This window comes from Burkholderia sp. AU38729 (assembly GCF_020419725.1).
Lineage (GTDB): Bacteria > Pseudomonadota > Gammaproteobacteria > Burkholderiales > Burkholderiaceae > Burkholderia.
The window spans coordinates 489072-514790 of the sequence record NZ_JAIZQO010000004.1 but is presented as its reverse complement, the minus strand read 5'-3'; the positions used below and the strand labels follow the sequence as shown (position 1 = coordinate 514790).

Sequence of the window (25719 nt, the reverse complement as noted above, 5' to 3'; positions counted from 1 at the left end):
TCACGCCAAATCGGCAAGATTAACCTTGTAAATAGGGGCGTATGGCCATTTCGCACTCTTCGAGCAAGAGACGGTGTGAATGTGGTTTGATATGTACTTAACGATACGTAAAACGTTGTATTCGAAACGTATCCAGTCGATCTGATGCCGAGATAAATCGAACCGAGGCGAATCAGATGCATCTTGACAAGGCGTCGAGCGACTTCGTGGGTGCCCACGCCGGTCTATCGACGAGAGTTGTCACGTGACAACGCACTTTCACCGCGCAAATCGATGGTTCGCAGCGTGGCGCGAGACTCCCAGCGCTGCAGCGTTTGTGGCCGAGCGTCCGGAGGGTACTAAGACGACTTGGTTGCGGAGACGGCATGGTCCTCATCAATTCATGAGATCGATATGAAATGACTTGCCTCTAGCCGATGAACATTTGCGATTTCGGATACAGGTCCGACGCCGCGAGGCGCCCGCGCACCGCCCGATACTTAATTTGAATTCGCGGCGGCCTGCCGAGCAATCACTTCGGAGCAAGCAACTAGCGCGCATCTCGCTGCGCTCGTCTGGCTCAAGCGGGTCGCCCCTTCGCGCATGAAGGGGCGACCCACGCATTCCGCGGATACCACCAACCGCGGTATCTCACATCTCCGGTACCGTCCCGGTGATCAATACGTCGCCGCGACCGAAAGAGCGACATCCGTTCCGCTTCGCAGGCTATCGATATCTCTCCGCGGAGAATTACCGAACAACCGGCTGTATTCGCGATTGAACTGAGTCGGGCTTGCATATCCGACCCTGAACGAGGCCGACGCGGCGTCGAGCCGCTCGGACAGCATCAGTCGACGCGCCTCATTGAGCCGTATCCATTTCTGGTACTGCAGCGGACTCATGCCGGTGAGCTGGCGGAAGTGGTGGTGGAAGGTCGAACTGCTCATTTGTACCTGCGCCGCCAGATCGTCGACCCGAAGCGACTCGTCGTAATGGGTCCGCAACCACTGGATCGCCCGCGACACGCGGTTGCCCTGACTGCCGGCGGACGCAATCTGACGCAGGCGGGCACCCTGGTCGCTGGTCAACAACCGGTAATAGATTTCCCGCTCGACATACGGTGCGAGAACTGCGATGGCGTTCGGATCATCCAGCAACGCCAGCAAGCGATTCACCGCGTCATAGAGCGATTCGTTCATATCGCCGACGACGAGGCCGCGGCCTGCCGGGGCTTCCTCGTGATCCGCTGCGACCTGCGCCATCAATTCAGCCATGACGCGAAAATCAAGCTTGAGCCCGATTCCGAGAAACGGCCTTTCGCGGCTGGCCTCGATGACCTGCGTCGAACCGGGCAAGTCGAGGGACGTGATCAGAAAGCGGTTGGCGTCGCAGAGATACACATCGCCGCTCTGAATGAGCCGCTTCGTGCCCTGGACGACGAGACCGAAGCTCGGCTCGACCATGCAGTCCATCGGCTGCGTTGTCGCCTCCCTTCGATGGAGGCTCAGGTTCGGAATGGCCGTGGTGAGGTGATCGACGTCTTTCGTCCATCTCGCGACGCGCTCTGCGAGCGTCTGCCGCAAGTCGTTCTCCCGGCTGCAGCTCGTTGATCGGGGGGCAACGGGGTTGAATGCGGCGATGGTGGCGTCGTCGACGGGGTGGCCGGGGGCGTATCGGACGGGTGCCGGATGCATGACTTCTCGACTCAGGTAATCGGATCTACAGACAGCCCGTCGACGTGCGGGTACGCCGGCAACGCGCCTGCCGGAGCTGCGGCATTGCCGCGCTCCGGGGAAAAAATGTACAACGGTCGGCGGGCTTTACTTCGCGGCCTGCGACGCGCAAAGCGTCCAGCGGCGCGATTTCGTGGCAACGGACGTCACGCGCTCGTCCACCGTGCGCCACCACCGCTCGCCGCGATGCGGTTCGTCGAGTGCGAGGCGCTCGCCCATCCTGGGCGTCGACAGATCGACGCCTCGCACGATCGCCAGTGCCGTGACACGCTCGAACGGTTCCTGCCAGCGATGCATCGCGAGATCGAACGTGCCGTTGTGAATCGGAACCAGCCAGCGTCCGCGCAAATCGATGTGCGCCTGTACGGTCTCTTCCGGCTGCATGTGCACATACGGCCATTGCGCGTCGTATGCGCCTGTTTCGATCAGCGTGACATCGAACGGCCCGAGGCGCTCGCCGATCGTCCGGAAGCCGTCGAAGTAGCCGGTGTCACCGCTGAAGAACACGCGCAAGTCGTCGTCGACGATGACCCAGGACGCCCACAGCGTGCTGTTGCCGTCGAACAGGCTGCGCCCGGAAAAGTGCTGGGCAGGCGTCGCGGTCAGCGTCAGGCCGGCGACGTCGACGCTCTGCCACCAGTCGAGCTGACGGACTTTCTTCGCGTCGATGCCCCATTCGATCAGGCGGTCGCCGACACCCAGTGTTGTCACGAACACGCCGGTGGTCGCCGCGAGCGCGAGCACCGTGTCGCGGTCGAGATGATCGTAGTGATCGTGCGACAGGATCACGCCGCGCAGCGGCGGAAGATCTTCAAGCGCGATCGGCGGCGCATGGAAACGCTTCGGACCAACGCGCCGAAACGGCGACGCGCGCTCGGCGAACACGGGATCGGTCAGCCAGAATTCGCCGCGCAGCTTGAGCAGCAGCGTCGAATGGCCAAGCCGGTACAGGCTGCGATCGGGCGCCGTGTCGAGCGCGGCGCGCGTCAGCGAATCGACGGGTAGCCGCCCCGCGGGCACGGTATGGCGCGGCTTGTTGAACAGCATGTTCCAGGCGATCCCGAGCGTCTTGCTCAACCCCTCGACCGGACGGGGCGCGACATTGCTGAAACGCTCGCCATTGTGCTGCGGCGAGCCGCCGGACAGTGCGCGGCCGCGCCGGGCGGCCGCCAAACCCAGAATGCGGTGAATCAAAACGAGAGGCGATGCCATGTCGGTTCGTCCGGAAGAGAAAGTACACTAAACAGTGTAGTTTATTTCTGGGATAAGTAAACTACCCGGTGTAAAATTTCTGGATGGATACCAGCACTCCCCCTCAGCGCCTGACCGATCGAAAGCGCGCGGCCATCGTCGACGCGGCCATCGAGGAATTTCTCGCGTCGGGTTACGACGCGACCAGCATGGACCGCATCGCCGCGCGTGCTGACGTGTCGAAGCGCACGGTCTATAACCACTTCCCGGGCAAGGAAACATTGTTCGCCGCCATCCTGCAAAAATTGTGGGATGCAACCCGGACAGGCAGTTCGCCAACCTATCGTGCCGATGTGCCGCTGCGCGAGCAATTGCTTGCGTTGCTGGATCGCAAGATGCGTCTGCTCAGCGATGAGGCATTTCTGTCGCTCGCACGCGTCGCGATCGGTGCGGCCATCCATTCGCCGGAACGTGCGCGTGACATGGTCGAGCGCCTCGGAGAACGCGAGGAAGACATGACGGTCTGGGTGCGGACGGCTGCGGCGGCCGGACGCCTGTCCGTCACCGATCCGGTGTTTGCCGCGCATCAGCTGCACGGTGTCGTGAAGGCATTTGCGTTCTGGCCGCAGATAACGATGGGCCAACCGCCGCTCGCGGAGCCGGCGCAACAAAAAGTCGCTGAATCCGCCGCCGACATGTTTCTCGCGTACTACGCGCAGCCGGAACATACCGACGCATCGCGCGGCGTAACGGACTGACCGTGTGTGTATCCGGTCGAACTTGCGCGAATCGAACCTGGCGCAACATGCATGATCGGAACGTGCTTCGTAACGACGCGCCGGCAAACCGGCAGATCCAGGAAAGCGACCGCGGGATGTCTTATCGGATCTCTGGCCATTCAGCGGAAATCGGCGATGCCGTCAGCGCACCTGAACCGAACGTGAGCAACGACGAATGAAGACGCTGTTGATCGTCTATCACACGATGACCGGAGGCACGCAACAGATGGCCGAAGCGGCCGCCGGTGCTGCGCGCGAGCAAACCGGCGTCGACGTGAGGCTGCAGCGCGCCGATGCGACGAGCGCGGACGACGTACTGGCCGCCGACGCCTATCTGTTCGCAACGCCGGAGAATCTCGCGGCAATGTCCGGGCTGATGAAGGATTTCTTCGACCGCTGCTACTACGCGGCGCTCGATCGCGTGAACGGCCGCCCGTATGCGGTGATGATCTGCGCGGGAAGCGATGGGCAGAACGCGCTGCGCCAGATCGACCGGATCGCGACCGGATGGCGCTTGAAGAACGTGGCGCCTGGCCTGATCGTCTGTACCCACGCGCAGACGCCGGAACGCATCCTCGCGGCGAAGACGATCGACGCCGCCGATCTCGCGCGCTGTGCCGAATTGGGCGCCGGTCTCGCAGCGGGGCTTGCACTGGGCGTTTTTTGATTGCCGGTGCTGCAACTGCGACGACTGTTCGACGCCCGGTGGTGCACGCGACGCGCGCATTCTGCCGATACGGCACTGGCCGAACGCCCGGCCCTTAACTGCCCTTTGGCGCCTCGGAAGGCCGATGATATTCGGGCCAAAGTCGTTTCACGAGATCGCGCGATGCGCCGTAGGCATGGCAACTATCGATCTTGAGCGGTTTCCCGTCGCTGTCGCGCGCCTCGAGCGACGACTTCCGCATGCCGACCATCGTCTGATAGGCCGTGGTGGCGATCGGGCCGAGCAACTCCTTCAGGTGCGTGCACGTATCGCAGGACGGCAGGCGCTTGCGGATCTCGCTGTTCCAGCCCGCGCCGATGCTCAGTCCGACAAGCGCCTGCAGCGAGTCGCCGCCGCCCGGGCACTGCGCATATGGATGCGACCGGAGGAACGTGGACACGGTGCGGACGACCATGTCGGCGTCGAAGACCAGCGTCACACCGAGGTCGTGGATCGGCGACAGCGCAGCGACCGTCCGCGTGCCGCCCGGCGGCGTGAAATCAAAGGTTTTGCGGTCCGCGAGGCAGGCCGTTACTTCGAACCGGCCGTCGCTGCGCCGATAGCCGCGCATGTCGATTTGCCGATGGTGAATCTCCTCGCGCGTGATGCCGTCGTGCGGGATGTCGTGTGGGGGAACCATGTCTCTGCTCCGTTTCGTACAACCGGTTCGTTCTTTTGGCAGGCAAGCGGGATGGCGGCGGGTCGCCGGTGGGGCTCGGCGAAACGGGCCGACGCACGCTGCCGACGACATCGATCCGGCCATACTACGCACTTTTCGGCCTCTTCGTGCGCCACGTGATGGATGCGGACGCAACGAGTCGTATGCGGGCACCGATGCTGTCGAATGGGTACGGCACTTGCGCCGATCCATCGTCGTGGTCATTGATTCGCTCGCAGCCGACGCCGCTGCCCGGGATGCAGAAGCGCAGCCGGGGCCGAGGCGCGCCGATGCGGCGGGATCGCGTTCGACGTCCGGAGGCGGAATACCACGTGTCGGGCGTCGATCGGTGTCGGCGGGGCAATCGCAGCACGGAAAATGGCCCCGATTTCCGCCCACGAGCGTGAACGGCGTGACTTCCGGAAACGTATCCATATAATGCGCAACACGACCGCATGGACGCATTTCCGGTACACCGAATCGGGCCAACGCAGACCAGTGAGTCAACCGGCCGCCGCGCGTACCGGTATACTTCCACTCCTGCCTTGTCCGGCATCGTGGCCGGGTGCCTGAAAACAGAGTGGCGTGCGCGATGCGGCCCCGTAGTGTTCCGCATCGGCGGCAGAGGGGTCGCACGCATGGCGGCGAAGCTTGTGCGCCGCGCGGCATGGCCGCACGAACCACACCTTATATTCCTGGTGGATTGAATTTATGGGTTTTGAACAACTTGCCGAATTGCGGGCGCAGCTCGCAGCGAAGGCCAAGCAGGAGCGCAACGCGAAGCGGCCGGCAGCGCCGGCGGACACCGGCGCGAAGCCGAAGTCCGGCGACCAGCCGCAGCGTGGCGCCAAGCCGGCTGCGGCCGGCGGCAAAGCAGCGCACCGCGCGAAGCCGGCTCCGGCGAAGCCGTCGGCGCCGGTCGATCCGGTCATCGTTGCGATCGGCAAACTGCAGCGTAAGTTTCCACGTGCGTTCCCGAAGAATCCGGCCCCCAAAGTGCCGCTCAAGGTCGGTATCTGGGATGACCTCGCACGTGAAGCACAGGCCGTCGGGCTCAACGAAGCCGAACTGCGTGAAGCGATGTCGACGTGGTGCCGTGGCAACCGCTACTGGTCGTGCCTCGTCGAAGACGCCGTGCGGGTCGATCTGCAGGGTAACGAAGCAGGGCGTGTCACGCATGACGATGCAGCTCGGGCACGCCGCCTGAAGGCTCGTCGCCCCGGCAACAAGGGCGCGGGGCAATCGGCCAAGGGCGCGCCGCAGCAGCCGAAGGCTGAGCAGCAAGCCGAGGCCGCCGCCGAGCCGCAAGCGGCAAACGTGGAAGCACAAGCCGATGCAGCGCCGCAGGTCGAGCAGCAAACGGCCGGAAACGCGTAATCCGCACCGCGCCGCTGCATACTGCACGGCGCTTTCCCGCAGGCACATCGCCTGCGGTGAATGACCCGACAGTCCGACCTGCCTCGACCGAGGGAGGTCAGGACTGCTCCCACCGGTGCTCGACGTGCCGGGCGCTTATCTATCCCACCTCGAACAGACCACGCGACCGGACGAAGAAAGTTCGCCGATCGATGCTGCACGCGCGTTGTCTCGACTGTGTCGTTTGCGCATGAACGGTACGCATGCCGCGCATACGGCGACGCTTCTTTCGATTGATTCGTGTTCCTAAAATAAAGGCATGCCGAAACCATCGACTGACGCGTGGACGATCCCACTCGGTCATCGTGACATGCTGACGCGCGATAATCTCGTCGATGTCGTCAGGTCGCACGCAAGCTCGCCGGCTGCCATGCAGCTTGCATTGCGAAAGGTCGAAAAGCCCACCGCGACGCAACCCGCTGCGACGGCCAGCGTCTTTCAACGTCAATTCGAACCGGATCATGCACTCGAGACATTCCGCGATTCTCGTCGCGCTCACCGCTGCCGCGCTGTTCGGCGCCGCGACACCGCTCGCCAAGGCGCTGATCGGCGCGATGTCGCCGTTCATGGTCGCCGGCCTGTTCTATCTCGGCAGCGGCGTCGGGCTCGGTATCGGGATCCTGCTTCGTCGCCTGCACAACCGGCAGGCGACGACCGCAGGCGCCGCGCCGCTGCAGCGTGCAGACCTGCCTTGGCTGGCCGGCGCGATTGCGGCGGGCGGGGTGGCCGGCCCGGCGTTGCTGATGCTCGGGCTGTCGAGCACGCCAGCGGCGACGAGTGCGTTGCTGCTCAATCTCGAGGGCGTGCTGACGGCCGTCATCGCGTGGGTCGTGTTTCGCGAGAACGTGGATTCGCAGGTGTTCCTCGGAATGGTCGCGATCGTCGCCGGCGGCACGCTGCTGTCGTGGACGCCGGGCCACGCAGGCGTGCCGGTCGGCGCGCTGCTGATCGTCGGCGCATGCCTGTGCTGGGCGGTCGACAACAACCTGACCCGCAAGGTGGCCGCAAACGATGCGATGGTCATCGCGTGCGCGAAGGGGCTGATCGCCGGCCCCGTGAACATCGGCATCGCGCTGGCGACCGGCGCGACGCTGCCGGCTGTCCCGGTCACGGCTGCCGCGATGCTGACGGGGCTCGGCGGCTACGGGATCAGCCTCGTGCTGTTCGTCGTCGCACTGCGTCATCTCGGCAGCGCGCGCACGGGCGCATATTTCTCGATCGCGCCGCTGTTCGGCGTCGTGCTGTCGCTGCTGATCTGGCCCGCGCTGCCGCCCGGGACGTTCTGGATCGCTGCCGTGCTGATGGCGCTCGGGATCTGGCTGCACGTTCGCGAACGACATGAACACACGCACACGCACGAGCCACTCGAGCACACGCATCGGCATCGGCACGACGAACATCATCAGCATGCGCACGATTTTGCGTACGACGGCAACGAACCGCACACGCATCCGCACGTGCATCTGCCAATCACGCACAGCCATGCGCATTTTCCGGACATTCATCACCGGCACCGGCATTGAGCGCGTCATGACCAGCAGGCGATACGGTGCGCAAGGTAACCGTTTATGGGGCGGGTTCTCCGGATAGCGATGCGACGACTCGAATGAGCAGCCCGGCAGCCGCGGTGGTTATCGCGCGTGGGGAAAGCAAAAGCCGAAATCCTCGCAGCCCGGGCACCCGGGGGCGGGGCCCGACGGTACATCGAGCGCGGCGGCCACTTCCTGTGCGAGGAATTTCTTCCAGCGCAGGTGAGCGACGTTGCGCGCGGCAAGCGCGGGGAAATAGCGATCGAGCATCGCGGATACCGCGTCGCGCCCGTCGAGCCCGAGATCGCGCCACAGATGATCGGGGCGAAGGCAGGCGTGCGCGATGATCGACGCGAGAAAGCCGGCGTCGTCGCGGTCGGCGGCGGGATTCGCGTCGTTCATCAGCCGCGTGTGCAGCGTTGCGACGAACGCCGCGTGAGGGGATGGCAGCACTGCCATCGCGGCCGTTGGCGCGAGCGCTGCGACATCGGCCGCAGGCAGGTGCGGAAACTGCCGCGTCAGCAGGCCGGCCAGTTGACGACGAGACAGGCCGAGCAGCCCGAGTTCGTTGCGGCGCGCGCGTGCCGCAACGAGTGCGCCGAACAGGCGTGCATCGGGTGTGTCGGCACTGGCCGCCGCGGACAGCAACGACTGCAGCGCCCGTTGCCGAGCGTGATCGAACGCGGTTGTCATCGCATGCATCCGACCGGCAGCCGCACGTCGCGATTCGCGTGAATGTGCGGTGCCAAACGGGTTGCCATCGCAATCGTCATGCGTTCATTCGACGCCGACGATCACGCTCGATGCCTTGAAGATCGCGGACGCGGCCGTGCCGCTCGCGAGGCCGAGGCGATCGACGCTGTCGTTGGTGACGATCGCGACGATCTCGGCGCCGCCCGCGGCCTGGATCACGACTTCCGAATTGACCGCGCCTTTCGCGACCGACGATACGGTGCCCGCGACGCAGTTGCGGGCCGACACCTTGCTGCTGTCGACGTCGACCATCACGATCACCGACGACGCCTTCACGAGTGCGAATGCCTTCGAGCCGGCCGCGAGGCCCAGCGAAGCCGCGCTGCCGTGGGTGATCACGGCGACGATGTCGAGGCCGTCCTGCGTGCGGAGCGTGATTTCGTCGTTGACGGCACCGGTCTTGACGGCGCTGACCTGGCCGGCGAAATGGTTGCGGGCGCTGGTTCGCATGATGGATCTCCGGGTGGATGCCGCTGGGGGGCAGCGGCGAAAGATGAATGGAAATGCATCGGCCAGTTTACCGTCAACGTGGGGGTTCGTCGTCCTTCCGACGCTATGGCGCGAATCAGGAAAGCCCGCCGCCGCCGAGCGTTCAGCCAGGTGCGCGTGATGTACTGAAGATGACAGCGCTGCCGTGATTACTCGCTGGTCGCGGGTGTCGCGGCGGGACGGGCGTCCGGTGCGGCCGTCGTACCGTCGGATTCCCACCCCCCGCCAAGCGCGAGGAAGAGCCGCACCTGGTCGGTCGCGACCTGGCCTTCGGCGGCTGCCACCTGCGCCTGCGCGCTCGTCAGCGTACGCGTCGCGTCGAGATCGGAGATAAACGACTCGCGGCCGGCCAGATAGAGGCGATGCGTTTCGTCGGCGGAATTGCGTGCCGATTCATACGCAGTACGCAGCGCTTCCGTGCGCTGCACGTCGGCCGCATAGGTTGCGAGGCTCGACTGCGTTTCGCGCAGCGCGTTCAGCACGACGCCGTCGAAGTGCGCGAGCGCGCCACCCGTCGCGGCTTCGGCCTCGCGTACGCGGGCACGCTGGCCGTTGACCGGGAACGACCAGCTGATCAGCGGGCCGAACGACCAGCGATTCGTCGTGGACGAGAACAGGTCGGCGGCGACACCGACCGAGCCGGCCGACGCGCCGATGCTGATCGACGGGTACAGCGCGGCGGTCGCCACGCCGATCCGCGCGGTCGCGGCCGCGAGTTGCCGCTCGGCTGCGCGCACGTCTGGGCGGCGGCGCAGCAGTGCGGCGCCGTCGCCGATCGGAATCGGCTGGCGCAGCTTCGGCAGGCGCTCGCATTCGGCAACGGCCTTCGGCAGGTCGGCCGGCGAACGCGCGAGCAGCGCGGCGAGCTGGTATTGCGCGACCTTGCGGCGGCCTTCGAAGCGCGGGATATCGGCGGCGAGGGTGCGCACCTGCGTCACGCCGCGCGTCACGTCGGTCTGGTTGCCGCGCCCGGCATCGCGCAGCCGCTGCGATAGCGCGACGCGCTGCTTCTGCAGCGCGAGCGACTGCTTCGCGACAGCCAGCTCGTCGCCGGCCGAGCACGATTCGACGTACGCACGCACGACGTCGGCGACGACCGTGATGCGCGCCAGGTCGCCGGCGGCCCTGACGGCTTCGCTGTCCGCGCGCGCGGCTTCGACGCCGCGCCGCAGCTTGCCGAACAGGTCGATCTCGTACGACACGTTGATGCCGACCGCGCCTTCGTTGACGACCGGCAGCTTGTTCTCGAGCAGGTATTGCTCGGCCGACTCCTGGGCGCGCTGCACGGCGGCTTCCGCGCCGCCCGAGAAGCCACCCTGCTGGCTTGCGACTTCCAGCGCCGCGCGCGAACGCGCGAGGTTGGCCGCGGCGACGCGCAGGTCGGTGTTCGACTTCAGTGCATCGCGCACGAGCGCGTTGAGCACGGGGTCGTCGTAGAGCTGCCACCAGTTGCCGGGCACGGCGTCGCGCGACACGAGCGTGCCGTTCGCATCGTCGAGCGCATGGTTCGCGAGCGGCGCATTCACGTACGCCTGCTGCGGCAGCGTGTAATCGGGGCCGACGGACTTGCACGCGCCGAGTGCGAGCGCAAGCGGCGCGAGCGTCGCGGCGAGGCGCAGACCGTGCCGCTTCATTGCGATGCTCCTGTCGCGCTGGCGGCCGTGCCGGAAGCCGTCGATACCGGTGCGGCGACCGCCGACGCGCCGGCCGCCGGCTTCGTTTGGTGGTTGCGGCGCGTGTCGGCTTCGCGCATCGAGACGGTCGCGGTACGGCCCGCGATCATCCGGAAATCGTCGGGTACCTCGTCGAGCACGACGCGCACCGGCACGCGCTGCGCGAGCCGCACCCAGCTGAATGCGGGGTTCACGTTCGGCAGCAGGTTCGCGCCCTGCGTGCGGTCGCGATCCTCGATCGCGGCGACGATGCTCTGCACGTGGCCGCGCAGCGCACGCGGCTCGCCCATCACGATGATGTCGACCTGTTGGCCGATGTGGATGCCGCGCAGCTTGGTTTCCTCGAAGTAGCCGTCGACGCGGAACGAATTGCGGTCGACGACCGACAGCACCGCGCGGCCGGCCGGCACGTATTCGCCGACGCGCGGCGCGCGGTCGTTCAGGTAGCCGTCCACGGGACTGACGATCGTCGTGCGCTGCAGGTTCAGCTTCGCGGTGTCGAGCGACACCTGCGCATCGGCGACGGCCGCTTCGCCCTGTTCGACGCGCGTGCGGCTTTCCTCGACCTGCTCGCTCGCGACCAGGTTGCCGAGCTGCAGGTTGCGGGCGTACTCGCGCTTCGCCTGCGCGAGCGTCGCGCGGCGCTGCGCGAGCGTGGCTTCGGCGAGCCGTTCAGCGAGCGCGTAGCGCGCCTGGTCGATCACGAACAGCACCTGGCCGCGCTTGACCTCCTGGTTGTCGGCGACCTGCACCGACGTGATGAGGCCCGCCACGTCCGGCGCGACCTGGATCACGTCGGCGCGCACGTGACCGTCGCGGGTCCACGGCGAGAACATGTAGTAGTTGACGATGCGCCACAGCACGATGGCCGCCACGACGACGACGATCAGGGTGAGCAGGATTTGCCCTGCCGAGAGCCAGGTTTTTTTCACGTTAGGTAGCCACGAGATGGTGGGACACGATCACGACGGCGGCAAACACGAACACGTAGATGCCGAGGTCGAAGATCGAACGGTGCCAGACGAGGCGGTAGAAGCCGACGCGCTCGAGCACGGCGCGCACGACGATGTTGATCAGGTAGGCGATCAGCATCAGCACGAGCGGGGCCGGCACGAATACGCCGAAGATGTCGATTTCGCCGATCATGGTCGCGGTCGGAAGGACGGATGGGAAAGCGGGATCATGCGCGGGCTCCGTCCGGCGCCTGCGGCGGCTGCCCGGCCGCGGCCGGATACAGCGACAGGCGCAGGCCGACGAGCGCGTGCAGCGTGTCGCGCAGCCGGCGATGCGTGGCGGGCGTGGCCGGTGCGGCGGGCGCGGTGGGCGCCGTGCCGTCGTCGGCCGGCGCGGCGCCCGGCAGGTTGCGGCCCGCGACGCGGCGCAGCGCATCGTCGATCGTTGCAAGCAGCGCGGGCGGTGCCGGCTGGCGCGCGTTCGCGGCGGCGCAGCGTTCGTAGTGGTCGGTGACGCCGGCCAGCACGCGATCGATCGCGTCGGGCACGTCGCCGGACAGCCGGCGGCGCGAGCGGCGCAGGTCGAGCGCATTGAGCGCGATGCGCAGGTCGCGGAAGCTCTCGATCGACGGGTGGCGATGATCGTCGGACGCGCCGAGGCGCGGCAGCAGATGCGTGACGCGGTCGAGCATCCGCGATGCGTGGTTGCGCTGGTCGTCGAGCGGCTGCGTCGACGCGGAACGCGCGACATCTTCCCAGCCCGAGCGCAGCAGGCGCCGCACCGCGAGTTCCGCACCGAACGGCCGCGTCGCGCGCGTCCATACATAGGCAAAGAGCAGCCCGGCGACACCCGCGAGGTTGCTGTTCAGGAACACGAAGAAATCGGCGTCGTACGCACCCTGGATGCTGATGAAGGTGGCCGTGTTCACGGCGACGAGCATCGTCACCATGTTGAACTGCGGGCGCGGCAGCAGCGTGCCGATCAGGATGAATGGGCCCGCGAACATCACGACGAGCATCGCGAAATCGTGCACGTGCGGCAGCACGACGAACAGGTACAGGCCCGCGAACACGACGCTCGCGGTCGTCGCGAGGAAGAACTTGAACACCAGCGGCGCCGGCTCGTCGAGCGCGGCGAAGAAGCTGCACGACACGGCCACGAGCGTGACGGCGGCGGCGCCGTCGTGCCAGCCGGACGCGATCCACAGCCAGCTCGCGAACACGATCGCGGCGACGACGGTCAGCGTCGAGAACAGCATCATCCCGCGATCGAAGAAGCGCTCGGTGCCGCCAAGCCGCCAGTGCCGGTAGCGCGGCTGCCAGACGCCCGCTTCGTTGCCGATCAGCGCGCGCAGCGAGCGGCAGTCCTGCCAGATGTCGATGACCTGGCGCAGCCGCCACAGCGCGTTCGACAGCAGCGCGCCGTCCCAGCTCGCGAGCGCGTCGTCGGCCGGCTGCAGCGCGGCGATGCGTTCGCGCAGGCGTTGCGCGACCGGGTCGTCGGTCATGTCGCCGTCGGCGCCGGCCCGGACGGCCGGCAGCGGCGCGTCGAACCATGTCGCGGCATCGGCAAGCAACTCGTCGAGCCCGGCCGGCCGGATATGCAGGTCGCGCATCAGCGCGATCAACGGATCGGCGAGCGACGACATCAGCGGCAGGAACAGCTGCATCCGGCCCGCGAGCGCCTGCGCGCGCGCGAGGATGCGCGGGTGCGCATGGTCGTAGCTCAGCTGGCTCAGCAGGAATTCGAGGCCCGTGATGGTCGCCGCGAGGCGTTGCCGGCACGCGGACAGCGCCTTGCCGGCGATGTGCCCGGACAGCGTCTCGCGGCCGTAGAACGCGGCATCCTTGAACCACGCGTCGGTGCGCTCGATCAGCGTCGGCGCGAGCCGGTTCGGGAAGATCGCGCTGCCCACCACGCTCGCGCACACGATGCCGAGCACGATCTCCTCGGTACGTGCGATCGCGACGTCGAACACGGTGGACGGATCGGTCACGGTCGGCAGCGCGACCAGCGGCATCGTGTAGCCGGCGAGCATGAACACATAGCTGCGCGCGGTGCGATCGGAGATCGCGAGGTAGAGCAGCGTGCCGCACCAGGTGGCGACGATGATCGCGAACAGCAGCGGCGTCTCGACGAACGGCGGCACGAAGAAGATCGCGGCGGCCGCGCCGAGCGCCGTGCCGAGCGCGCGATACAGCGCCTTCGAGCGCGTCGCGCCGACGAACGGGTTCGACACGATGTAGACGCTCGCCATCGCCCAGTACGGGCGCGGCAACTGGAAATACAGGCCGAGATACAGCGCCAGCATCGACGCGGCGAACGTCTTGCCCGAGAACAGCCAGTCGCGAAGGCTCGGGTAGGTCATGACGTGGCGTCACCGGTGTGAGAGGCGCGCGCGGCGGGCGTGTGCGGCTCGGACGCATTGAAGGCGTCGAGCACGCGCAGCGTCGCTTCGAGATCGGCGCGCGTGACACCCTTGAGCACCTGCGCGCGCAGCACGCGCAGGTCTTCCTCCATCTTCGCGGTGACCGCGCGGCCGGCGGCCGTCAGCGAGATCGTTTTCGCGCGACGGTCGTGCGGATCCTCGTCGCGGCGCGCGAGGCCGGCCGCGCACAGCTGGTCGAGCAGGCGCACGAGCGATGGCCCTTCGATGCCGACGTATTCGGCGAGCGTGCCCTGGCGCACGCCTTCGCCGAGGCGCCCGGCGATCAGCAGCGGCGTCGCGCACGCCTCGGACACGTTGTACGTAGTCAGCACGCCGTCACTGGTGCGGCGCCACTTGCGCGCGGACAGCACGAGAAGGCTGCTGACGGCGAGGCGGAGGTCGTGCAGATTGGTCATGGGCGAGATGATAGGGGCAAATTAATTCGATAGCAAACTATCGTTTTTGTCACCCGGATGACACGTCACACGCGGCGCGGCAGGCCCATCTGATGCAATTTAGGCGGCGTGCCGGGGATGGTCAAGCTGTAAGGTTTTGCCGGCACGGGCGGTGCGTTTGGCGGCTGCGATCGAATGGTCAGATGAAAGTCGTCCGGCAGGGCCGCTCGCGGGTCAGGCAGGTTCGAAGCCGGGGTTCGGCAAATCCGGCTTCGCGAAACGGCGCGCGGCATGCATATTGAGGCCGTTGCAAGCCACCTGGAGATTCCGCACGTGTCCCCTTCATCCTCGCAGCCGCCCGCCCCGACGTCGCTCGACGCGTGGCTGGGCAAGACCGAAACGCTCGGCGACGACATCACCGCGTTTCCGCTGAACGCGCTGGCCGCCACGCTCGACCGCCCGTCACCCGGCGACGTCGTGCCGCCGATGTGGCACTGGCTCTATTTCCTGCCCGTCGCGCCACTGGCTGAAGTTGGCCCCGATGGCCATCCGAAGCGCGGCGGCTTCCTGCCGCCCGTGCCGCTGCCGCGCCGCATGTGGGCCGGCGGCCGCCTGACTTTCCATGCGCCGCTGCGCACGGGGCGGCGCGCGACGCGCGAATCGACGATCGAGAACCTCGAGGACAAGACGGGCCGCAGCGGCCGGCTCGTCTTCGTGACGGTGCAGCACCGGGTCGAGTGTGACGGTGAGCTGTGTGTCGAGGAGGAGCACGACATCGTCTATCGCGATGCGCCGCAGCCGGGCGCGCCGGCGTCGAAGCCGGTCGCGGCGCCGGCAGGCGAGACGTGGTCGCGCACGGTCACGGCCGACGCGGTGATGCTGTTCCGCTATTCGGCGCTGACCTTCAACGGTCACCGCATCCACTACGACCGCAGCTACGTGACGCAGGAGGAGGGCTATCCGGGGCTCGTCGTGCATGGCCCGCTGATCGCGACGCTGCTCGTCGATCTCGTGCATCGCGAACGGCCCGACGCGACGCTCGCGAGCTTCGCGTTCCGCGCGGTGCGCCCGACGTTCGACGGGGAGCCGTTCACGCTATGCGGCAAGCCGTCGGATGATGGCCGGACGATCGAGCTGTGGGCGAAGGATCGCGACGGCTGGCTGACGATGCAGGCCACGGCGACCCTGGCGTAACGCGACAGGCGAGCGCGGGGCATACAGAGCGCGGTGCGTCGTCGAACGGGGTTGACGAACGGCATGACGAACGGGAGCCGATCGGATTCGTGCCGAGGAAGGCCGTGCGGTTCGTCGGCGCGCCTGTGTCATCCCGGGCGGTTGCCGGAACGCTTGCCGCGTCACGCCCGGCCGCATGCCGCTCAGGCGCGCGTGTCGGCCGACGGCAACAGCGCGGCGAAGCGGTCCGCGAGCGTCGGGCGCGACCGGGCCGGCCAGATCGCGCTCAGTTCGAAATTCGGCAGTGCGGCGCCGTCGCGGATCGGGCTGTATACAACGCCGTCGAAGGCGAACGCATGGATCGAGCGCGGCAGCAGCGATACGCCGCATCCGGCGGCGACGCACGCGACCACGGTCAGCGTGCGGTTGACGTCGAGCACGATGTCCACCGCATGGCCGGCCTGGCGGAACGCGCTGAGGATGCCGGCGCGGATCAGTGGCAGCTGATCGTGCGGAAACCACACGAGGCCGGCCGCGGCAAGCTCGGCCAGCGTGACGGCGCCGCCCGGCTGGCGCGGGAAATCCTTCGGCAGCACCGCGACGAGCGGATCGCGCCGGATCAGCTTCTCGCGCATCCTGCCGTTGACCGCGACCGGCGTATGCAGCAGCCCGATATCGATCTCGCCGCGCTCGAGCGCGATCGCCTGCTCGGCATTGCTCATCTCGCTCATCACGAGCTCCACGTCGGGCGCGCTCTCGCGCAACGCGCGGATCGCGCGCGGCAGCGTGTCGAACAGCGCGGCGCTGACGAAGCCGATCGTCAGGCGCCCGGCGCGCTGCGCGCCGATCTCGCCTGCCCGGTGCGCGGCCGCGTCGAGCCGCGCGACGCTCAGGCGCAGGTCGTCGACCATCGCGAGCCCGGCCGGCGTGAGCGCCGCGCCGCGCCGTGACCGGTCGAACAGCCTGACCCCCAGCTCCTTCTCCATCCGGTTCAGCGCCTGGCTGAGCGCCGGCTGCGCAATGCCGAGTTCGCTGGCCGCGCGTGTGAAGCTGCCGGCATCCGCGATCGCGAGGAAGTAGCGAACGTGCCTGATTTCCATAAGCATGTGTTATGAATAATTATTCGAAACATAGTAGCGAATTATCCAAATGATTCATAGGATGCACATCAAGCGTCGCCGAGACAGGCGGCGCCTCCGGTAAGCGGCGCGACGACGCGGCGCACGGCGACGACACGAGGAGACCTCCGTTGAACTGGACGCGCGAACTATCGACGACCGAACGGCGCACGTTGCGCGGCTGCTTTGCCGGCTGGGCGCTCGACGGCCTCGATACCCAGATGTTCAGCCTCGTGATTCCGGCGCTGCTCGCGACCTGGAGCATCGGCAAGGGGCAGGCCGGCCTGATCGGCGGCGCGACGCTCGTGTCGGGCGCGCTGGGCGGCCTGCTGGCCGGCGTGATCGCGGATCGCTACGGGCGCGTGCGCGCGCTGCAGATCACCGTGTGCTGGTTCTCCGCATTCACGTTCCTGAGCGCGTTCGCGCAGAACTTCGAGCAGTTGCTTGTGCTGAAGGCGCTGCAGGGCCTCGGTTTCGGCGGCGAATGGACGGCGGGCGCGGTGCTGCTCGCCGAGACGGTCGGCGCACGCCATCGCGGCAAGGCGATGGGCGTCGTGCAGAGCGCGTGGGGATTCGGCTGGGGCGCGGCGGTGCTGCTGTACATGATCGTGTTCGCGTGGCTGCCGGCCGAATGGGCGTGGCGCGTGCTGTTTGCGATCGGCGCGCTGCCCGCGCTGCTGGTGCTGTATATCCGCCGTGCGATTTCCGAGCCGCCGCGCGCGCACCCCGCGCGGGTGCACGCGGACGATGCGCCGACGGTGGGCATCTTCGACCGTTCGGTGCTGCGCGCGACGATCGTCGGCGGCCTGATCGGCGTCGGCGCGCACGGCGGCTATCACGCGATCACGATCTGGCTGCCGACCTACCTGAAGACCGAGCGGCACCTGTCGGTGCTCGGCACGGGGGCGTATCTCGCGGTCGTGATCGTCGCGTTCATCTGCGGCTGCTTCGTCAGCGCCTATCTGCAGGACCGGATCGGCCGGCGCCGCAACGTGATGCTGTTCGCCGCGTGTTGCGCGGTGACGGTGAACCTGTACGTATTCCTGCCGCTGAACGACATCGCGATGCTGCTGCTCGGGTTCCCGCTCGGCCTGTTCTCGGCCGGCATTCCGGCGACGCTCGGCACGCTGTTCAACGAGCTGTATCCGCAGAACGTGCGCGGGCGCGGCGTCGGCTTCTGCTACAACTTCGGCCGCATCGCATCGGCCGGCTTCCCGGTGCTGGTCGGGCACATGGGCGCATCGATGCCGCTCGGCACGGCGCTCGGCATCGATGCGGGCATCGCATACGGGCTGGTCGTGATTGCGGTGTGGTTCCTGCCGGAAACGCGCGGGCGCCGGTTGCCCGACGCGGTGGCCGGGCCCGGCGCCGACGGCGACGTGCAGGCCCGCGCCTCGCTGTAGTTTTCGTCCTTCGTTCATTCCGTCGCCCGTCACCCGCGATGCGGGCCGGGTACATCTTGCAGGCAGTCGTCATGGATCGAGCAGTGAATCCGCCGGTTGAGCCGGTTTCATCGGTGCCGAATGTCACCGCGTGGTACGCGTCGGCGGCCGCCGTCGCGGCGATCGACGCGCATGCGCACGTGTTTGCGCGCGGTCTGCCGCTCGCGCCGGTCGTGCGCCATGCGCCCGATTACGACGCGTCGCTGGACGCGTACGTCGCGCATCTCGCCGCGCATGACATCACGCATGCGGTGCTGGTGCAGCCGAGCTTTCTCGGCACCGACAACGCGTTCTTCGTCGACGTGCTGCGGCGCTACCCGAGCCGCTTTCGCGGCGTCGCGGTCGTCGATCCGGGGATCGACGACGACGCGCTCGCCGCGCTGGACCGCGCGGGCGTCGTGGGCATGCGGCTCAACCTGGTCGGCCTGCCGATTCCGGACTTCGGAACGCGGGCATGGCGCGCGCTGTTCGCGCGCGTCAATGCGCTCGGCTGGCATGTCGAGATCCATCGCGATGCGGCCGACCTGGATGCGATCGCCGCGAGCCTGCTCGCGCAGTCGTGCACGCTCGTGATCGACCATTTCGGCCGCCCGTCGCCGACGCTCGGCGAGCGCGATCCCGGCTTCCGCCACCTGCTGTCGCTGGCCGACACCGGGCGCGTGTGGGTCAAGCTGTCGGCCGCCTATCGCAACAGCCTGGCCGGCGACGGCACCGACGCGGCGCTCGGCGCCGCGCAGGCGCTGCGCGCCGCGTTCACGGCGGAGCGGCTCGTGTGGGGCAGCGACTGGCCGCATACGCAGCATCGCGAGCGTGTCGATTTCGGCGCGACCTGCGCGGCGCTCGAACGCTGGCTGCCCGACCCCGGCGAGCGCACGCGCGTGCTGCGCGATACGCCGCTTACCCTGTTCCGTTTCGACCAATGAGGCCCTGCATGACCGATCACACCGCCCTTCGTCGCGCTGCGTTCCGGCGCAGCATCGCCGCCCGCGAGGGATTGCTCGTTGCCGGCACGTTCAACGCGCTGAGCGCGCGGATCGCCGCCGATCTCGGCTTCGACGCGCTGTACCTGAGCGGCGCGGGTGTCACCAACATGTCGCTCGGCCTGCCGGATCTCGGCTTCGTCGGGCTCGGCGAGCTGGCCGAGCACACCGCACGCGTGCGCGACGCCGTCGACCTGCCGCTGATGGTCGATGCCGATACGGGTTTCGGCAACGCGCTGAACGTGCTGCATACGGTGCGCACGCTCGAGCGCAGCGGCGCGGACGCGATCCAGCTCGAGGACCAGGTATTGCCGAAGAAATGCGGCCACTTCGCGGGCAAGGAAGTGATCCCGGCCGCGGAAATGGTCGGCAAGCTGAAGGCGGCCGTCGACGCGCGCGTCGATCCGAACCTGCTGATCGTCGCCCGCACCGATGCGGCGGCCGTGCACGGCATCGACGACGCGATCGAGCGCGCGCACCGCTACGCGGCGGCCGGCGCCGACGTGCTGTTCATCGAGGCGATGGACACGCCGGAGGACGTCGAGCGGTTGCCCGCACTGTTCGATACGCCGCAGCTCATCAACATCGTGATCGGCGGCAAGACGCCGACCCGCTCGCGCGACGAACTGGCGCGCCTCGGCTATGGCGTGGTGCTGTATGCGAACGCCGCGCTGCAGGGCGCGGTGCGCGGGATGCAGGCGGCCCTGACGACGCTGCGCGACACGGGCCGGCTCGACGAGGATCCGGCGCTCGTCGCGCCGTTCGCCGAACGGCAGCGGCTCGTCGACAAGGCGCGCTTCGACGGGCTCGACGCGCGCTACGCGGCCGCACGGCAGCCGTAACGCCCGCGTGCGGCACGGGCGGCCGCAAGCCGGCCGCCCGATCCAGAACGAACAGGAGACAACCTTGGCAACTTCCCCCACCGGGGCGGCAGGCGGGCCGCCGCGCATCGGTTCGATCGTCGGCGGCCTGGCCGGCAACCTGATCGAGTGGTACGACTTTCTCGCGTACAGCATCTTCTCGATCTACTTCGCGCCGGCGTTCTTTCCGGCCGACCGGCCGACCGTGCAGCTGATGAACACCGCGGCGATCGCGGCGGTCGGCTATGTCGCGCGGCCGGCGGGCAGCTGGCTCGTCGGCCTCTATGCGGACCGGCGCGGGCGCAAGGCCGCGCTGACGAAATCGGTGCTCGCGATGTGCGCGGGATCGATGCTGATCGCCGTCACGCCCAGCTACGCGACGATCGGTGTGCTCGCGCCGGCGCTGCTCGTCGCCGCGCGGCTGCTGCAGGGGCTCAGCATGGGCGGCGAATACGGCACCAGCGCGACTTACCTGAGCGAGATCGCACCGCCGAACCGGCGCGGTTTCTACGTCGGCTTCCTGCAGGTGAGCGTGGTCGCCGGACAGCTCGTCGCACTCGGCCTGATGCTCGCGATGCAACGGATCTTCGCCGGCACGCACGACCTCGAACGCTGGGGCTGGCGGATTCCATTCTTCGTCGGCGGCGTGCTCGCGCTGTTCGCACTCTACATGCGCCGCAACGTCGTGGAGAGCGACGCGTTCATCGCCAGCCGGGCGCGCGCGGCGAAGACGCGCATGACGGCCGACCTCGCGGCACACTGGCGCGAGCTGCTGCTCGCGATCGGCATCACGGTCGGCGGCACCGTCGCGTTCTACACGTACACGGTCTACATGCAGAAGTACCTCGTCAACTCGGTCGGGCTGCACAAGGAAACGGCGACCTGGATCTGCACGCTTGCGCTGCTGCTGTACATGCCGCTGCAGCCGCTGTTCGGTCTCGTATCGGACCGCGTCGGCCGCCGGCCGGTGCTGCTGTGGTTCGGAATCGGCGGCACGCTGCTGTCGGTGCCGATCTTCACCGCACTCGGGCACGCGCACGAACCGCTCGCCGCGTTCGCGCTGGTCTTCGCGGGGCTGGTCGTGCTGAGCGGGTTCACATCGGTGCACATGCTGGTGAAGGCCGAGCTGTTTCCGCCGCAGATCCGCGCGCTGGCGGTCGGGTTGCCTTATGCGCTGACGACGGCGATCCTCGGCGGCACGACCGAATTCGTTGCGCTGCGGCTGAAGGCGAGCGGCAACGAGACGATGTTCTTCTGGTACGTCGCCGCGTGCGCGGCGATCTCGCTGGTCGTGTACTGGCGGATGCCGGAGACCCATCCTGCCAGGCGTGTGCGGGCTGCGCGACCAGCGGTGGGCGCCGCCGCGCCGCGCTGAATTGGTGCGCAGCAGCATGCGAAACGCTTATGGATAAATAACACGGCGGTAATGCTTCGCTTCGGCAATTGCTTCTAGTATCTGCAGGACGTCGACGGGCTGCCTGGCCGTCGGCGGCGAGCAGCGAGACACACGACATACATTAGTACATCTAAAAAAATGGAGTCGAGTCAATGATCGAACTATCCGAGGGCCAACGGATATCCGCGCGCGATGGCGTGCAGGGCGGCGCGCCGCCGCGTCAGTCGATACCGGTGCATCCGGTGTTCAAGGCGTACAACCGCTCGAAGCTGGACGACATCCCGCAGCTCGCGGCGCTCCCGCCGCGGATGCGCGAGGAGATCGGGCTGGTCGCGCGGGTGCTGCCGTTCAAGGTCAACCGCTATGTGGTCGAGCAGCTGATCGACTGGACCCGTGTGCCGGACGATCCGCTGTTCCGGCTGACGTTTCCGCAGCCCGACATGCTCGCGCCCGAGGACCTCGAGCGACTGGCCGTGCTGTCGCGCGACGCGGCACGCCACGCGGAACTGGACGCGCTGGTCGGGCGCCTGCGCGCGCGGATGAACCCGCATCCGGCGGACCAGCGGCTCAACGAGCCGGAACTTGACGGCGAACCGTGCCCGGGCATCCAGCACAAGTACGCGCAGACGGTGCTGTACTTTCCGAGCCACGGGCAGACCTGCCACGCGTACTGCACGTTCTGCTTCCGCTGGCCGCAGTTCGTCGGCGATGCAACGCTGAAATTCGCGTCGAGCGAAGCGGCGCGGTTGCACGCTTACCTGCGCGCGCACGGCGAAGTGACCGACCTGCTGATGACGGGCGGCGACCCGATGGTGATGAGCGCGGCACGCTTGCGCGAATACCTGACGCCGCTGCTGGAGCCGGGGCTCGAGCATGTCGGCAACATCCGGATCGGCACGAAGGCGCTGACCTACTGGCCGTACCGCTTCGTCAGCGATCCGGATACGCCCGAGCTGCTCGCGCTGCTGCGCACGCTGGTCGACGCGGGGCGCAACGTGACGGTCATGGCGCACCTGAACCACTGGCGCGAGCTGTCGACGGAGATCGCCGAGCAGGCCGTGACGAACCTGCGCCGCATCGGCGTCGTGATCCGCTCGCAGGGGCCGGTGCTGCGTCACATCAACGACGACGCCGACGTGTGGCGGCGCAACTGGGTCGGGCAGGTGCGGCTCGGCATCGTGCCGTACTACATGTTCGTCGAGCGCGATACCGGGCCGCGCGCCTATTTCGAGCTGCCGCTCGCGCGAGCGCTCGACATCTACAACACGGCGATCGCGTCGGTGTCAGGGCTCGCGCGCAGCGCGCGCGGCCCGTCGATGAGCGCGGGCCCCGGCAAGGTCGAGGTCGCCGGCACGCTCGACCTGCACGGGCAGCGCTACTTCCTGCTGAATTTCCTGCAGGCGCGCGATCCGCGCTGGCTGCGCAGGCCGTTCCTCGCGAAGTATTCGGCAACGGCCTGCTGGCTCGACCAGCTCGAACCGCCGGACGGCGATCCCGCGTTCTTCTTCGACGCGCCGTACCGCGCATTCGTCGACGCGCACCAGCACCAGCCGGAGCACGCATGATGGCGCCCGGCAAACGAACCGCCGACGTCGCGATCGTCGGCGGCGGTTATACGGGGTTGTCCGCCGCAATCCATCTGGCGGAGCAGGGCGCGACGGTCGACGTTTGCGATGGCGATCCGCCCGGCGACGTCCCGAGCGCATTCAACTTCGGTTCGGTCGCGAGCGTCGCGCCGGCATTGCCGCGCGGCCCGGGTTCGGCCGCGCAGGCGCAGGCCGCCGAGCGCGAGGCGGCGCAGGCGATCGCGTATCTGGCGCGCTTCGTCGACAGCCGCGGCCTCGCGTGCGGCTGGGCGCATCCGGGCCACATCACGCTCGCGTGCGACGACGCGTCGGCGGCGCAGCTGGCGCGCCGGTTCGACCACTACGCGGCACAACCGGACGCGCGCGTCGCATGGCTCGATGCACCGGCGGTCGCGCAGGAAACCGGTGCGGCGCATGCGATCGCCGGGCTGTTGAACCTGCGTTTCGCGCTGATCCGGCCACGCGCGCTGCGCGATGCGATGCGGATGCGGGCCGCGCGGCTCGGCGTGCGGATCCGGCGCGGCGCCCGTGTGCACGCGCTGCGGCTCGCGCCGGAGGCAGCCGCGCTCGACCTCGACGATGCGACGCTCGCCGCCGGCACCGTGCTGGTGTGCGCGGAGGACGCGTGGTCGTTGCTGCCGGACGACGTCCGTCCGCCGCTCGAACGGTACGGCACGCACCTGCTCGCGACCTGCGTGCTCGACGACGCGATGCAGCGCCGCATTTCGCGGCAGCCGCGCGTGTACGGCACGCTGTCCGCCGACAAGGACTACTTCCGGCTCGACGACCGCGGGCGACTGCTGTTCGGCAGCCGGCTCGGCCTTGCGCCGGACCTCCCGCCTGCGGATGCCGAAGCCGCATTGCGCGCGCGGCTGGCGACGTATTTCCCGGCGCTCGTGCACGTGAGCGTCGAGCGTGTGTGGTCCGCGCCGCTCGGCTTCACGGCGCACGGTGTGCCGTATGTCGGCACGGCCGGGCGGCTGGGCTGGTGCGGCGGCTATTGCGGCAGCGGGATCGCCACGGCGGTTCGTGGCGGCGCGGTGCTCGCCGGCCTCGTGCTCGGCCAGGCCGGCAGCGCCGTTCTTCACGATTCGATCACCGGTGCCGGGGAGGCGCGATGAACACTTTCGACATTCAGACGCTCGATGGCGCCAAGCCGCGGGCCCTTACCGGGGCGGAGGTCGACGTGCTCGGGATCGGGGTCGGCCCGTTCAACCTGAGCCTGGCGGCGCTGCTGGCGCCGCTGGACGGCCTGCGTTCGCTGTTCGTCGAGCGCAAGCCCGAGTTCCGCTGGCATCCGGGGCTGATGCTCGCCGATTCGTCGCTGACGACCAGCTTCCTGAAGGACCTCGTGACGCTGGCGGATCCGTGCAGCCGCTACTCGTTCATCGCGTTCCTGCAACGCACGGAGCGCCTGTACTCGTTCGCGAACGCGCGCTTTCCGACCGTGCGCCGCCGCGAGTTCGAGCAGTACATGCAATGGGTCTGCGCGTCGCTCGACAACCTGCGGTTCGACTGCGAAGTCGAAAGCGTCGTGCGGGACGGGGGCGCGCTGCGCGTCACGACCTCGCACGGCGTCGTGCGTACCGCGAACCTCGTCGTCGGCGTCGGGCTGCGCCCGACCCTTCCCGCGTGTGCACGGCCGCACCTGGGCGCCGACGTGGTGCATTCGTCGCAGTTCTGCACCGTGCGGCCGGCGCTCGCCGGCCGGCGTGTCGCGATCGTCGGCGGCGGCCAGAGCGGCGCCGAACTCGCGCTGCACCTGCTCGGTCTGACGGGCGATGCGGCGCCCGCGCATGTCGCATGGCTGACCCGGCGCGAGAATTTCCTGCCGATGGACGATTCGCCATTCGTCAACGAATGGTTCGTGCCGCAGTACAACGAACATTTCTCGCGGCTGTCTCCGGAGCGCAAGCGCGACGCGCTCGACACGCAGCGCCTCGCGAGCGACGGTGTCACGCTGCCGCTCCTGACGGCGATCTACCAGCGGCTCTACGAGATCACGCACATCGAAGGTCGCACCGGCTATTGCGCGCTGATGCCCGGCCGCAACATGGCCAACCTGCATCGCGCGGACGGCGGCTACGTGCTGAGCGTCGACGACGGCACCGGCGTGCACGCGCCGCTGCATGCCGACGTCGTGCTGCTCGCGACGGGGAGCGAATTCCAGATGCCGGGCGCGCTGGAATCGCTGCGCTTCGAGATGCACACGCGCAATGGCGTGCCGGAGCTCGACGACGACTATGCGGTGCGCTGGAACCGGCCGAGCGCCGCGCGGATTTTCTTCCAGAACGCCGCGCGCACGACACGCGGTATCGCGGACCCGAACCTGAGTCTCGCCGCGTGGCGCAGCGGCCGGATCGCGAATGCGATCGCGGGCGCATCCATCTACGAAGTCGGCACGCCGCCAGGCTTCGTCGACTGGCCGCACGGCGACGCGCCGCACGCTGCCACCCAACAATTCGTGAACTGACAGGAGCA

Annotated in this window: 23 protein-coding genes; 12 read left to right on the top strand and 11 right to left on the bottom strand. The window is 67.9% G+C overall.

Features of this window, described 5'->3' with window-relative positions; genetic code table 11:
- Positions 1–656: 656 nt before the first annotated feature.
- Both LGM56_RS14400 and LGM56_RS14395 read right to left on the bottom strand, forming a co-directional pair.
- Entirely contained in the window at positions 657–1673 is a 1017-nt protein-coding gene (locus tag LGM56_RS14400) for an AraC family transcriptional regulator (protein WP_226205276.1), read from the bottom strand.
- Between the two features lie 126 nt (positions 1674–1799).
- On the bottom strand, positions 1800–2924 hold the full coding sequence (locus LGM56_RS14395; RefSeq protein ID WP_226205273.1) for an MBL fold metallo-hydrolase: 1125 nt from the start codon (positions 2922–2924) through the stop codon (positions 1800–1802).
- A gap of 83 nt (positions 2925–3007) precedes the next feature.
- Between LGM56_RS14395 and LGM56_RS14390 the strand changes: the two genes are divergently transcribed.
- Positions 3008–3661 carry a TetR/AcrR family transcriptional regulator gene (locus LGM56_RS14390; RefSeq protein ID WP_124578686.1) on the top strand — a complete coding sequence of 218 codons (654 nt, stop codon included), beginning with the start codon at positions 3008–3010 and terminating at the stop codon, positions 3659–3661.
- 196 nt (positions 3662–3857) lie between these two features.
- On the top strand, positions 3858–4349 hold the full coding sequence (locus LGM56_RS14385; protein ID WP_089499016.1) for a flavodoxin family protein: 492 nt from the start codon (positions 3858–3860) through the stop codon (positions 4347–4349).
- Positions 4350–4443: 94 nt separating this feature from the next.
- On the opposite strand, the gene LGM56_RS14380 is transcribed toward LGM56_RS14385, so the two are convergent.
- Complete coding sequence (locus tag LGM56_RS14380; protein ID WP_089499015.1) at positions 4444–5028, bottom strand: DUF2889 domain-containing protein; 585 nt, start codon at positions 5026–5028, stop codon at positions 4444–4446.
- 729 nt (positions 5029–5757) lie between these two features.
- Here LGM56_RS14380 and LGM56_RS14375 point away from each other — a divergent pair.
- Together LGM56_RS14375 and LGM56_RS14370 are read left to right on the top strand one after the other, a co-directional pair.
- A complete protein-coding gene (locus LGM56_RS14375) occupies positions 5758–6423 on the top strand; it encodes a ProQ/FinO family protein (RefSeq protein ID WP_089499014.1) in 666 nt (221 codons plus the stop codon).
- 500 nt (positions 6424–6923) lie between these two features.
- Positions 6924–7985 (top strand): DMT family transporter, encoded by a 1062-nt coding sequence (locus LGM56_RS14370; protein ID WP_089499013.1) that lies wholly within the window; start codon positions 6924–6926, stop codon positions 7983–7985.
- A gap of 108 nt (positions 7986–8093) precedes the next feature.
- On the opposite strand, the gene LGM56_RS14365 is transcribed toward LGM56_RS14370, so the two are convergent.
- From LGM56_RS14365 to LGM56_RS14335, 7 genes are all read right to left on the bottom strand, one after another.
- Positions 8094–8684, bottom strand: coding sequence for a nitrogen fixation protein NifQ (locus LGM56_RS14365; RefSeq protein WP_226205271.1), 591 nt, complete (start codon positions 8682–8684; stop codon positions 8094–8096).
- Positions 8685–8768: 84 nt separating this feature from the next.
- Positions 8769–9194 carry a TOBE domain-containing protein gene (locus LGM56_RS14360; protein WP_089444605.1) on the bottom strand — a complete coding sequence of 142 codons (426 nt, stop codon included), beginning with the start codon at positions 9192–9194 and terminating at the stop codon, positions 8769–8771.
- 188 nt (positions 9195–9382) lie between these two features.
- Entirely contained in the window at positions 9383–10867 is a 1485-nt protein-coding gene (locus tag LGM56_RS14355; protein WP_226205269.1) for an efflux transporter outer membrane subunit, read from the bottom strand.
- Positions 10864–11838, bottom strand: a complete 975-nt coding sequence (locus LGM56_RS14350) for an efflux RND transporter periplasmic adaptor subunit (protein WP_226205268.1) — start codon at positions 11836–11838, stop codon at positions 10864–10866. The genes LGM56_RS14355 and LGM56_RS14350 overlap by 4 nt, the downstream gene beginning before the upstream one ends.
- Position 11839: 1 nt before the next feature.
- Positions 11840–12052: a DUF1656 domain-containing protein gene (locus LGM56_RS14345; RefSeq protein ID WP_011350409.1), complete on the bottom strand. Its 213-nt coding sequence runs from the start codon at positions 12050–12052 to the stop codon at positions 11840–11842.
- 34 nt (positions 12053–12086) lie between these two features.
- Complete coding sequence (locus LGM56_RS14340) at positions 12087–14228, bottom strand: FUSC family protein (protein WP_226205267.1); 2142 nt, start codon at positions 14226–14228, stop codon at positions 12087–12089.
- Positions 14225–14704, bottom strand: coding sequence for a MarR family winged helix-turn-helix transcriptional regulator (locus LGM56_RS14335; RefSeq protein ID WP_206137821.1), 480 nt, complete (start codon positions 14702–14704; stop codon positions 14225–14227). Before LGM56_RS14335 ends, LGM56_RS14340 begins: the two co-directional genes overlap by 4 nt.
- Positions 14705–15016: 312 nt before the next feature.
- Here LGM56_RS14335 and LGM56_RS14330 point away from each other — a divergent pair, with 312 nt between their 5' ends.
- Entirely contained in the window at positions 15017–15877 is an 861-nt protein-coding gene (locus LGM56_RS14330) for a MaoC family dehydratase N-terminal domain-containing protein (protein WP_226205266.1), read from the top strand.
- Positions 15878–16059: 182 nt separating this feature from the next.
- Here LGM56_RS14330 and LGM56_RS14325 read toward each other — a convergent pair whose 3' ends face one another.
- Positions 16060–16956 (bottom strand): LysR family transcriptional regulator, encoded by an 897-nt coding sequence (locus tag LGM56_RS14325; RefSeq protein ID WP_089499007.1) that lies wholly within the window; start codon positions 16954–16956, stop codon positions 16060–16062.
- A gap of 149 nt (positions 16957–17105) precedes the next feature.
- Between LGM56_RS14325 and LGM56_RS14320 the strand changes: the two genes are divergently transcribed.
- From LGM56_RS14320 to LGM56_RS14290, 7 genes are all read left to right on the top strand, one after another.
- Positions 17106–18377: an MFS transporter gene (locus LGM56_RS14320; RefSeq protein ID WP_226205265.1), complete on the top strand. Its 1272-nt coding sequence runs from the start codon at positions 17106–17108 to the stop codon at positions 18375–18377.
- A 71-nt stretch (positions 18378–18448) separates the two neighbouring features.
- Complete coding sequence (locus tag LGM56_RS14315) at positions 18449–19339, top strand: amidohydrolase family protein (protein WP_226205264.1); 891 nt, start codon at positions 18449–18451, stop codon at positions 19337–19339.
- Positions 19340–19347: 8 nt separating this feature from the next.
- On the top strand, positions 19348–20238 hold the full coding sequence (locus LGM56_RS14310) for an isocitrate lyase/PEP mutase family protein (protein ID WP_089499004.1): 891 nt from the start codon (positions 19348–19350) through the stop codon (positions 20236–20238).
- Between the two features lie 7 nt (positions 20239–20245).
- On the top strand, positions 20246–21631 hold the full coding sequence (locus LGM56_RS14305; protein ID WP_413226775.1) for an MFS transporter: 1386 nt from the start codon (positions 20246–20248) through the stop codon (positions 21629–21631).
- A gap of 173 nt (positions 21632–21804) precedes the next feature.
- On the top strand, positions 21805–23217 hold the full coding sequence (locus LGM56_RS14300) for a KamA family radical SAM protein (protein WP_089499002.1): 1413 nt from the start codon (positions 21805–21807) through the stop codon (positions 23215–23217).
- Entirely contained in the window at positions 23214–24359 is a 1146-nt protein-coding gene (locus tag LGM56_RS14295; RefSeq protein WP_226205260.1) for an NAD(P)/FAD-dependent oxidoreductase, read from the top strand. The genes LGM56_RS14300 and LGM56_RS14295 overlap by 4 nt, the downstream gene beginning before the upstream one ends.
- Positions 24356–25711 (top strand): lysine N(6)-hydroxylase/L-ornithine N(5)-oxygenase family protein, encoded by a 1356-nt coding sequence (locus LGM56_RS14290; RefSeq protein ID WP_226205257.1) that lies wholly within the window; start codon positions 24356–24358, stop codon positions 25709–25711. The genes LGM56_RS14295 and LGM56_RS14290 overlap by 4 nt, the downstream gene beginning before the upstream one ends.
- Positions 25712–25719: the final 8 nt, after the last annotated feature.